Below are 9,420 nucleotides of genomic sequence, written 5' to 3'. Positions count from 1 at the left end.
GAATCGGAGACATCGGGATGAATACCCCCGCAGCAGCGCCCCAACACCGTTCCCGCAAGCACTATGTGACCGCGGGCCTGTCCAGCATGATCGGCACCACCATCGAGTGGTACGACTTTTTCCTGTACGGCATCGCCGCCGCGCTGATTTTCAACAAGATCTATTTCCCCGCGATCGACCCCATCACCGGCACGCTGGCCGCCTTCGGCACCTATGCCGTGGGCTTCGTCGCGCGGCCGCTGGGCGGCATCGTGTTCGGCCACTTCGGCGACTGCGTCGGCCGCAAGTCCATGCTGATGATCAGCCTGATGCTGATGGGCGTGCCGACCGTGCTCATCGGCCTGACGCCCAGCTACGAGTCCATCGGCTACTGGGGCGCGGTGGCCCTGGTGTTCTGTCGTTTCCTGCAAGGCCTGGCGGTCGGCGGCGAGTGGGGCGGGGCGGTGCTGATGGCGGTGGAGCACGCGCCGGAAGGCAAGAAGGGGCTGTTCGGCAGCCTGCCGCAAGTCGGCGTCGCGCCCGGCCTGATCCTGTCGTCGCTGGCGATGGGCGCGGTGTCCCGGCTGCCCGAGGCGGACATGCTCAGCTGGGGCTGGCGCCTGCCGTTCCTGGCCAGCGTGTTCCTGCTGCTGGTGGGCTGGTACATCCGCGCCAAGGTCGGCGAATCGCCCGAGTTCCAGGCCGCGCTGGCCCAGCCCAAGCCCGAGGCGCCGCCGCTGCGCGCCGTGCTGCGCGATCACAAGGCGCCGGTGCTGGCCGCGCTGGTGGCCTGCATCTCGGAGAAGACCTGGTTCTACACCATCGCGACCTTCTCACTGACCTATGCGGTCGGCACGCTGGGCCTGCCGCGCGAGACCATTCTGAACGGCGTGATCTGGGGCGCGGCCGCCGCGCTGGTCACCATTCCGCTGTTCGGCTGGCTGGGCGACCGCTGCAGCAAGCAGGCGATCTTCATCGCCGGCGCGCTGGGCATTTCGCTGTTCTCCGCGGGCTTCTTCGCGCTGCTGGACGAGAAGACGGCGTACCACACCAACGTCGCCATGCTGGTGGCCTTCGGCGTGGTCTATGCCGCCATGTACGCGCAGGAGTCCAGCCTGTTCGCCAGCATGTTCCCGCCCGAGGTGCGCTACACCGGCATCTCGCTGGCCGTGCAGATCGGCGGCGCCATTGGCGGCGGCACCGCGCCGCTGGTCGCCACCTACCTGTTGGCGCAGGGCGGCGGCTCGCCCCGGCTGATCGTGTTCTATCTGGCGGGGCTGGGCGTGGTGGCGGCGGTGTGCGGGCTGATGATGCGGCCGTATCGCCAGCCGCTGGCTCAGGCGGGCGCGCCGTTCGCGTCGGGCAGGGCGGGCAAGCGCGTCGCGCCGCTGGCCAGCCGTTGAATGCAGGCTTGAAGGCGGGTCTGGAAGCGCGACCCTAGCGCCGCGCTTCCATCCATTCCACCACCAGCTCGGTGGTGCGCGAGATGTGCGTGGCCATCGCTTCCCGCGCGGCCGCGCCGTTGCGCGCCGTCAGCGCGGCGATGATGTCCTCGTGCTGGCGGATGTTCTCTTCCATCAGCCGGGGCGGCATTTTCGAGGCAAAGCCCAGCACGTTCGAGACGATGCTGCCCTGCAGCTCGGCGACCAGCTCGTGCAGCCGTTCGTTGTGGCTGGCCTGGGTGATCAGGTTGTGGAACAGGGCGTTGAATTTCAGCCAGTCCGACCCGCCCTCGCTGCGCACGCGGGTGCGCAGCGCCTCGGCGTAGCGCTGCTGATGCTGCGTCAGCAATTCCAGGTCCTTGTCGTCGATCCAGTCCACCGCCAGCTGCGCCGCCAGCCCTTCGAGCTCGGCCCGGATCTGGAACGATTCGCGGATGGCGCGCACCGAAGGCACCGTCACCACGGCGCGGCCGGTGCTGGTCAGCGTGATGGCGCGGCGCGCCTCCAGGAAGCGCAGGGCCTCGCGGATGGGCGTGCGGCTGGTCTCGAATTCAGCGGCCAGCTCGTACTGGCTCAGCGCGTCGCCGGGCAGGTACTGGCCATTGCGGATCCGCTGCAGGATTTCTTCCGAAATCTCGATCGAGGATCTGGATGCGTTTCGGGTGTTGCGGGTCTCGCTCATGCTCGGATCCATGGGGCCGGTCTGTGGCGGCCGTTCCTGGCGGCGTCGCCTTATGGCGGGGATGGTAGCACGCGGTTTGCGCGCGTTTTCACCGCGCGCGCGGCGCGGGATTTCACCTGGAATCGCGTCGGACATATCAGGCGCCCAGGAATTTGATATTGGACCGCCGCGCCGGCGCGTCCCTAGACTCTGCCTTGCACTGAGAGCTGTGAAGGAGACAAACACAATGCACTTGCAAGGAATCATCGGCTATCTGCTGACGCCCTGCGACGACGCCGGGCGGGTCGATCATGCGCTGCTGGCGCGCCACGTCGAGGAAATGATCGGCGCGGGCGTGCACGCGCTGGCGCCGCTGGGCAGCACCGGCTGCCTGCCGTACCTGGACGACGCCGAGCGCGAGGCCGTGGTCGAGACCGTGGTCGGCGCGGCGGCCGGCCGGCTGCCGGTGCTGGCCGGCGTGTCCAGCCTGGGCACCGCCAGCACCGTGCGCCACGCGCGCCACGCCGAGCGCGCCGGCGCGGCGGCGGTGCAGGTGCTGCCCAGCACCTACTGGAAACTGACCGAGGCCGAGATCCATGACTATTACCGCGCGGTCTGCGACGCGATCTCGCTCCCGGTGATGGTCTACAACAACCCGTTCACCACCGGCATGGACCTGCCCGTGCCGTTCCTGGCGAAGCTGGCCGCGCTGCCCAACGTCACCATGATCAAGGAAAGCAGTCCCGACGAAGGCAAGATCGCGCGGCTGCGCCAGGCCTGCCCGGACAAGACCGCCGTCTACATCGGCCTGAACCGCATGGCGCGCGGCGGTTTCGCCGCCGGCGCCGCCGGCTGGTGCACGGCCTCGGCCAATGTCGCCGCCGCGCACGCGGTGAACCTGTACCGCTGCGCCATGGCCGGCGACCAGGCCGGGGTGGACGACTGGTTCGCGCGCCAGTCCGGCCTCTTGAACTTCCTGATGGAACACGGCCTGCCGCGCACGGTGGCCGCCGGCCTGCGCCTGCGCGGCATCCCCAGCGGGCGGCTGCGCGCGCCGCTGGCGCCGCTGGCCCCGGAACACGAACACACCTTACTGAACATCCTCAAGCAAATGGAGATCGTGCAATGAAGCTGGGATCGCGCCGCCGTCTGGCGGTCTTGTTGGGAGCGGCGCTGCCGATGGCGGCGGCGTGGGCGCAGGCGTATCCGACGCAGCCGGTCCGGCTGATCGTGCCTTTCGGCGCGGGCGGCGTGACCGACACCACCGCGCGCGTGTTCGCCGAGGGACTGACGCGCGAGCTGGGCCAGCCGGTGGTGGTCGAGAACCGGGGCGGCGCGGGTGGCTCCATCGCCGCAAGCGCGGTCGCCAAGGCCAATCCCGACGGCTACACGCTGCTGGTGATCACAAATGGCATGTACGCCGTCAACCCCTTGATCTACAAGACGCTGCCCTACGACCCGAACAAGGACTTCGCCTATATCGCCATGCTGGCCAACACGCCCACCGTGCTGGCGGTGAGCGCGGACAGCCCCCACAAGACGCTGCCCGACCTGATCAAGGCGGCGTCCGCGCAGGCCGACAAGATCGCGTTCTCGACGGCGGGCGAGGGCTCCGACAACTACCAGGTGCTGGAGGTATTGCAGCAGGCCACCGGCGTGAAGATGCTGCACGTGCCCTACAAGAGCGGCGCCGAGTCGCTGACGGCCGTGATGAGCGGCAACACCGACGTGACCGCCATCTCGGCCGTCACCGCGACGGGCTATATCCAGGCCGGCCAGATCCGCCCCTACGCGGTCACTTCGTCGCGCCGCCTGGCCAACCTGCCCGACATTCCCACCGCCAAGGAAGCGCTGGGTCAGGACGTGGAGGGCGGTTCGCTGTCCGGCATCGCCGCGCCGGCCGGCACGCCGCCCGAGGTGGTCGCGCGCCTGAACGCCGCCATCGGGGCTGTCGCCGGCGGCGCGATGGCGCAGGACAAGATCTATGCGCGCGGCAGCGAGCGCATGGACGGCTCGCAGGAAGCCTTCACGCTTCGGGTGGCGCAGGAGCAGAAGAAGTGGGCGGGCATCTTGGGTCGCCCGGGCAAGTAAGGGCGCGGCATGCGTTGCGGCTGGGAACGGCTCTCGCGTCTCCGGGGCCGTCCCCCCTCATTGCCGTCCCGCATCCCCGTTTTCATCCAGCGCTTCGCGCGCCGCGTCGACGAACCAGCGCACCGCCGGATTCGCCGGCTCGGCGTGCGCGGCCAGCGCCACGGCGTAGCTCAGCGGCTCGCTGGCGGCGTCCTCCAGATCGACGAACGCCACATTGTCGATGGCGATCCGGCGCAATGCCTCCGGCACGATGGCCACGCCCAGCCCGGCGGCGATCAGGGGCAGCGTGACCAGGGCGTGCGAGGACTCCTGCATCACGCGCGGATGAAAGCCCGCGCGCTGGCAGGCCGCCGCGATCTCGGCGGCGAATCCCGGGCTGTCCGAATGCGCCAGCGCCACCAGCGTGTCGCCGTCCAGCTCGGCCAGCGCGGCCGACCGGCGGCCGGCGAGCCGATGGCCCGCCGGCACCGCCAGCGCCAACCGTTGCCGGCCCAGCGGCGTCATGGCGATGCCCGGCACACCCGACGCGGGCGGCACCAGCAGCGCCGCGTCCAGCTCGCCGCGCTGCAACTGCGCCAGGATCCCCACCGTGCTGCCGCTGCTCAGCCGCAGCCGCACCTGCGGAAAGCGCTGGCTGAACGCCGGCAGAATGCGCGGCAGCAGGTTCAGCGCCGCGCTCGGCACCGAGCAGATGCGCAGCGCGCCCACGCGTCCCTGCGCGGCATCGCGCGCCGCCTGCAGCGCGGACTCGGCGCCGTCGAGCAGGCGCCGGGCTTCATCCAGGAAGGCGATGCCCGCGACCGTCAGCCGCACGCCCTGGCGGTCGCGCTCGAACAGCTCGGCGCCGATTTCGGTCTCCAGCCGCTTGATGGCGATGCTGAGCGGCGGCTGGGTCATGTGCAGCCGCTCGGCGGCCTTGCGGTAGTTCAGTTCGGTGGCCAGCACCACGAACTGCTTGATCTGCCTGAAATCCATCGCGAGTCCCCTTGATCTTGTTCTACGGGTCGTCGCGGCTGGCTGGTCAGGCGCGCGCCCAGGCGCGATTGTGCGCGCATTGACGCGGGCTTGCACGCTTCTACGCTTCGTAACGCACCGCGCCCGGCGGGCGGCAGTATCCTCGGCTACTCAGGGTCGCCCGGGAAGGCGCCGGGCGCGGTTCCGTTCACAGGGCCCGGGCGCCTGCAATGCGCCTGGGTCCGCCATCTCCAGGAGACAAGCATGATCCGCAAGAACACGATATGCCTGTGGTACGACAAGGACGCGCTGGAGGCCGCGCAGTTCTATGCCCGCACCTTTCCCGACAGCGCCGTCGGCCGCGTGCTGCGCGCGCCGGGCGACTATCCGTCGGGCACGCAGGGCGATGTGCTGACGGTGGAGTTCACCGTGGCGGGCGTGGCCTGCCTGGGCCTGAACGGCGGCACGGCGTTCAAGCACAACGAGGCGTTTTCGTTTCAGATCGCCACCGACGACCAGGCGGAAACCGACCGCCTGTGGCACGCCATCGTTGGCAACGGCGGCCAGGAAAGCGCCTGCGGCTGGTGCAAGGACAAATGGGGCCTGTCGTGGCAGATCACGCCGCGCGTCCTGACCGAGGCAATCGCCGATCCGGACCCGGCGGCGGCCAAGCGTGCGTTCGAGGCGATGATGACGATGGGCAAGATCGACATCGCGGCGATCGAGGCGGCGCGGCGCGGTTGACGCGCCGGACACGCCGCCCGGCGATAGGGGCCGCGTCGGCCCGGCCTAGCCGGCCTCCGGCAGCAGCCGCAGCCCCGTCCGCTTCACGAATTCCTCGTAGCTGATCGGCGGCCCCGCCTTGGTGCTGGCGCTGTTGGCCTGCCAGTGCACCCACGAGCGCCCGGTGGTGGCGTCGTACACGACCTTGTAGATATAGGCCGGCACGGCCACGCCGCTGCCGATGGTCCTGGGCTTGTCGGCGTAGACCGGTCCGGTGAACACGTACACGTCGCCGGACGCGCGCATCACGTACTTGCGGGTGTCCTGCTCGATCTGGCTCCAGGCGCCGCCGTTGTGCGTCTGGTCCTGCGGCACCATGTTGGCCAGCGAAAAGCTCTGCGCCATCGCGTCCGGGGTGGACATGTCTCCCGCCGGCGCCATGTGCCCGCGTGAATAGCCCGAGCCCTTGTAGTCGTCCAGCTCGGCGCGTTCCGAGCGTGGCAGGCGCGCCTCGGCGTAGAACTTGTCGGTGCGGCGCAGTCCCTGGCCCTGGGCCAGCGTCTGCCGGTTCAGGCGCTCGGCCACGAATACCGGCGTCTTGGTCTGGCCGTTGTGCAGGATCGCGAAGGCCGAGAAACAGACCTCGCGCAGCTGCTGGCTGCCGGGCACCTCCGGCGGTCGGAAGTTGGGGAAGAACTGGCGGCATTCGGCGAAGATGGTCTGCGCCGGCGCGCCCGTGGGCACGGCGATCGGCGCCGTGGCGGCGGGCGCGTTCTGCTCGCGCGGCGGCTGGCGATGCTGGGAATTCTGCTGCGGGTGTTGTGGCTGATGATGCTGCTGCGTCCAGCCCAGCCGCGCCAGCACGTCCTGCACCGGCGCCGGTATCCGCCACTGCGGATTCAGCATGTAGGTGGCGGCGCCGAAGCTCGCCAGGGACGAGAACAGCAGCGCCTTCAGGAAGCGGGGGAAGCGGCCGCCGGCGCTGGCGCGGGCCGGGGATCTGCGTGGGGGGCTTTTCTTCTTGGCGGGGGTCTTCGCGCGCGTCATTACTACCTGTGAGCTACGTGGCGGCCGCTACAGGCGGCCGGCATGGTCACGGATTGTAGATGAGTGACAAATCCAGCTCTATTGACGCGCGCGGGGTTCGCGGGCACGGGCGCGGGGCAGGGCGCGCGCGAGGGAAAGACAGGCCGTCCGGGACCGGCGGGCCGGCCCTGTCCCGCAAGCTCAGCCCTGCTGCAGATGCGCTTCGAACTGGCTGCGGTTGAACAACTCGAAATACAGCACGTCGCTCCAATACAGGCCCATCGGACGTTCCGTGGCGCCCGTGCGCGTGCTGTCGAAATCGTTGTCCAGGCGCAGTCCGTGGAAGGCGTCCAGCGGTTCCGCGGCCTGCCCGGCAACGGCCGTCCGAAGCGCGCGGGCGGCCTCGTCCACATTGGCCGGCAGCGCGTCCAGGGCCGCGCCGGCGTGCCGGCAGCGCACGATTTCCGCGTCCACGCAGGCCTTCAGCTCGGCTTCGCCGGCGTGGGACATGATGTCCAGCTCGATGGTCTCCAGCAGCAGGTGGCTGTCGCGATGGGCGTCGAGAAAGGCCAGCGTTTCGTCCAGCGCGGCCAGCAGCTGGTCCGAGGCGGGAGCGGCGGGCGGGGCCGGAACCGGCGCCGGGGCGGCGTTCGCTTGCGGCGAGAACATCTGCTTCACGCGGTCCATGAAGGAAGCCGGCTGCGGCGCGCTGGCGGCGCCGACCGCTGCGGAGGATGCCTGCGCGGGAGCCGGCGCCTGCGCCTGCGCCACGGCGGCGCGGACGATGTCGGCAAAGCGCCGCACGCGCGCGTAGCCCGGTTCGAACACGCTGCTGATCGCATGCAGCCGGGTCTTGCTGCCCGGTTCCTCGTCTTCCATCCCGTCCGACACCAGCGAGGCGCATGGCTGCGGATCGCCGGACATCAACAGCCGGTATATGAAGGGCACGTCATAAGGCCATTCGGACAGACCGACGATCGTCTCGGGGCGGTCGGCGTAGGCGGCGGGGCGGTTGCTGAGGCTGTAGAGATAGGAACGGTTGGCCATGGGATGGGGTGTTATCAGGGGGCGGACGGAGGGATGGGCTATCTTAGGGCGGTTCTTGTCACTGTCCAGTGTCGACATGCGCCGATTTTCCGGCCTGCCCCTATCCGGGTCACTGCTACCTGGTCGTGTCGCAATTCTCACGTAAAATTTTGTTGCCGCCTTTACATATCGGCGCAACGCTATGTTGCCGAGATGCACGTCGATCTCTTCACTCTCTACCTCATCATCATCGGAACGCTGCTCGCCAGCGCCTGCCTGACTTACTGGGAGCACCGGACCCATCCCGGCCGCAGTACGTCGCTGCGGCTGCTGGCGGCCGGCTTCGCCACGCTCGCGGCGGGTTGCTCCATCGCCCTGTACCGCGCCGCCCTGCCCGGAGTGCTGGGCTCGGCGCTGAGCAATCTGGTCATCCTGGGCGGTTATCTGCTGGTGCTGAACGCCGTGGCCGCGCTCAACGGGCGGCTGTATCGCGCCGGCTCGCTGGGACTGCTGGGCGTCATGGCGCTGATCTGGGCCGGCGCGGGCTATTCGGGGCAGAACCTGGTCTGGACCTATGTCAGCGCCTTTCCCATCGCGCTGGTCAGCGGCCTGACCGCCTGGGAGCTGTTGCGCTGTCAGGCGCTGAGACCGCTGCTGCCGTTGCGCATCGCGGTGGCCGTGACCGGCCTGCACGCGCTGCTCTACCTGGGCCGCAGCTTCATCCTGCCCTGGTGGGTGGCCAGGGATGGCCCGGCCGCGCAGATGCTGGCCAGCAATATCACCATGTACGAAGGCGTGCTGTATTCCATCGTGCTGCCCATGACGCTGCTCAAGCTGGTGCGCGAAGAGACGCATGGCCAGCTGCTGCGGGAATCGCAGACCGACTACCTGACCCGGCTGGGCAACCGCCGCTGGTTCTTCGAGCAGGGCCAGCGCCTGATCGACGGCGGCCGGGGGCGCGAGCCGCTGGCCGTGCTGGCCTTCGACCTGGACCAGTTCAAGTCCATCAACGACCGCTACGGCCACCAGACCGGTGATCTGGTGCTCAAGTCCTTCGCCGACATCGCGCGCGGCGTGCTGGGGCCGGCGGTGCTGCTCGCCCGCATCGGCGGCGAGGAATTCGCCGCGGTGCTGGCCGGCAACGACGCCCGCCGCGCCGTCGCGCTGGGCGAGGAAGTGGCCCGGCGTTTCGCCGAGACGCTGTCCAGCCGCGTCGACAGCCTGGGCATCCCGGCCACCGTCAGCATCGGGCTGGCGCAGTACGAGCACGACGCGCCGGCCCTGGCCCAGGGGCTGTCGACCGCCGACCAGGCGCTGTACCGCGCCAAGGCGCTGGGCGGCAACCGGCTGGAAGTGGCGCAGCTGGCCGCGCCCATGGCGGCCGATTGAGACGGCCGGCGGCGCGTGCATGACGGCGCCTCAGGCTGGCGCATCAGGCGATAGGCGCAGACCGCCGGCGGCAAGAATGGATGCACACCCGCTGGCTATACTCCCCGCGACCCGAACACGGAACCGTTC

Annotated in this window: 9 protein-coding genes; 5 read left to right on the top strand and 4 right to left on the bottom strand. The window is 69.6% G+C overall.

Going from position 1 to position 9,420, the window contains the following annotated elements; translation table 11 throughout:
* Positions 1-17: 17 nt before the first annotated feature.
* Positions 18-1,382, top strand: coding sequence for an MFS transporter (locus ACEU5R_RS23985; protein ID WP_392412146.1), 1,365 nt, complete (start codon positions 18-20; stop codon positions 1,380-1,382).
* A gap of 34 nt (positions 1,383-1,416) precedes the next feature.
* Here ACEU5R_RS23985 and ACEU5R_RS23980 read toward each other — a convergent pair whose 3' ends face one another.
* On the bottom strand, positions 1,417-2,103 hold the full coding sequence (locus tag ACEU5R_RS23980) for a GntR family transcriptional regulator (protein ID WP_392412145.1): 687 nt from the start codon (positions 2,101-2,103) through the stop codon (positions 1,417-1,419).
* Between the two features lie 226 nt (positions 2,104-2,329).
* Between ACEU5R_RS23980 and ACEU5R_RS23975 the strand changes: the two genes are divergently transcribed.
* Positions 2,330-3,211, top strand: coding sequence for a dihydrodipicolinate synthase family protein (locus tag ACEU5R_RS23975; RefSeq protein WP_392412144.1), 882 nt, complete (start codon positions 2,330-2,332; stop codon positions 3,209-3,211).
* Complete coding sequence (locus ACEU5R_RS23970) at positions 3,208-4,173, top strand: Bug family tripartite tricarboxylate transporter substrate binding protein (RefSeq protein ID WP_392412143.1); 966 nt, start codon at positions 3,208-3,210, stop codon at positions 4,171-4,173. Before ACEU5R_RS23975 ends, ACEU5R_RS23970 begins: the two co-directional genes overlap by 4 nt.
* Before the next feature lie 57 nt (positions 4,174-4,230).
* Here ACEU5R_RS23970 and ACEU5R_RS23965 read toward each other — a convergent pair whose 3' ends face one another.
* Positions 4,231-5,148: a LysR family transcriptional regulator gene (locus tag ACEU5R_RS23965; RefSeq protein WP_392412141.1), complete on the bottom strand. Its 918-nt coding sequence runs from the start codon at positions 5,146-5,148 to the stop codon at positions 4,231-4,233.
* 243 nt (positions 5,149-5,391) lie between these two features.
* Here ACEU5R_RS23965 and ACEU5R_RS23960 point away from each other — a divergent pair, with 243 nt between their 5' ends.
* Complete coding sequence (locus tag ACEU5R_RS23960) at positions 5,392-5,871, top strand: VOC family protein (RefSeq protein WP_392412139.1); 480 nt, start codon at positions 5,392-5,394, stop codon at positions 5,869-5,871.
* 45 nt (positions 5,872-5,916) lie between these two features.
* Here ACEU5R_RS23960 and ACEU5R_RS23955 read toward each other — a convergent pair whose 3' ends face one another.
* The gene (locus ACEU5R_RS23955) at positions 5,917-6,897 is read right to left on the bottom strand and encodes a DNA/RNA non-specific endonuclease (protein WP_392412137.1); all 981 of its coding nucleotides are present in this window, start codon (positions 6,895-6,897) and stop codon (positions 5,917-5,919) included.
* 180 nt (positions 6,898-7,077) lie between these two features.
* The gene (locus tag ACEU5R_RS23950; protein WP_392412135.1) at positions 7,078-7,923 is read right to left on the bottom strand and encodes a hypothetical protein; all 846 of its coding nucleotides are present in this window, start codon (positions 7,921-7,923) and stop codon (positions 7,078-7,080) included.
* A 192-nt stretch (positions 7,924-8,115) separates the two neighbouring features.
* Here ACEU5R_RS23950 and ACEU5R_RS23945 point away from each other — a divergent pair, with 192 nt between their 5' ends.
* Positions 8,116-9,291, top strand: coding sequence for a diguanylate cyclase (locus tag ACEU5R_RS23945; RefSeq protein ID WP_392412134.1), 1,176 nt, complete (start codon positions 8,116-8,118; stop codon positions 9,289-9,291).
* The last annotated feature ends 129 nt before the right edge of the window (positions 9,292-9,420 follow it).

This window comes from Achromobacter sp. 413638, assembly GCF_043119405.1.
In the GTDB taxonomy this organism is placed as follows: domain Bacteria; phylum Pseudomonadota; class Gammaproteobacteria; order Burkholderiales; family Burkholderiaceae_B; genus Achromobacter.
Note: the sequence above shows the minus strand (reverse complement) of the source record. Positions and strands in the feature narration are given on the sequence as shown.

Coding starts and splice junctions, on each gene's coding strand:
- ACEU5R_RS23945 (WP_392412134.1), top strand. CDS start 8,116: ATGCACGTCGATCTCTTCACTCTCTACCTCATCATCATCGGAACGCTG.
- ACEU5R_RS23970 (WP_392412143.1), top strand. CDS start 3,208: ATGAAGCTGGGATCGCGCCGCCGTCTGGCGGTCTTGTTGGGAGCGGCG.
- ACEU5R_RS23985 (WP_392412146.1), top strand. CDS start 18: ATGAATACCCCCGCAGCAGCGCCCCAACACCGTTCCCGCAAGCACTAT.
- ACEU5R_RS23980 (WP_392412145.1), bottom strand. CDS start 2,103: ATGAGCGAGACCCGCAACACCCGAAACGCATCCAGATCCTCGATCGAG.
- ACEU5R_RS23965 (WP_392412141.1), bottom strand. CDS start 5,148: ATGGATTTCAGGCAGATCAAGCAGTTCGTGGTGCTGGCCACCGAACTG.
- ACEU5R_RS23975 (WP_392412144.1), top strand. CDS start 2,330: ATGCACTTGCAAGGAATCATCGGCTATCTGCTGACGCCCTGCGACGAC.
- ACEU5R_RS23950 (WP_392412135.1), bottom strand. CDS start 7,923: ATGGCCAACCGTTCCTATCTCTACAGCCTCAGCAACCGCCCCGCCGCC.
- ACEU5R_RS23955 (WP_392412137.1), bottom strand. CDS start 6,897: ATGACGCGCGCGAAGACCCCCGCCAAGAAGAAAAGCCCCCCACGCAGA.
- ACEU5R_RS23960 (WP_392412139.1), top strand. CDS start 5,392: ATGATCCGCAAGAACACGATATGCCTGTGGTACGACAAGGACGCGCTG.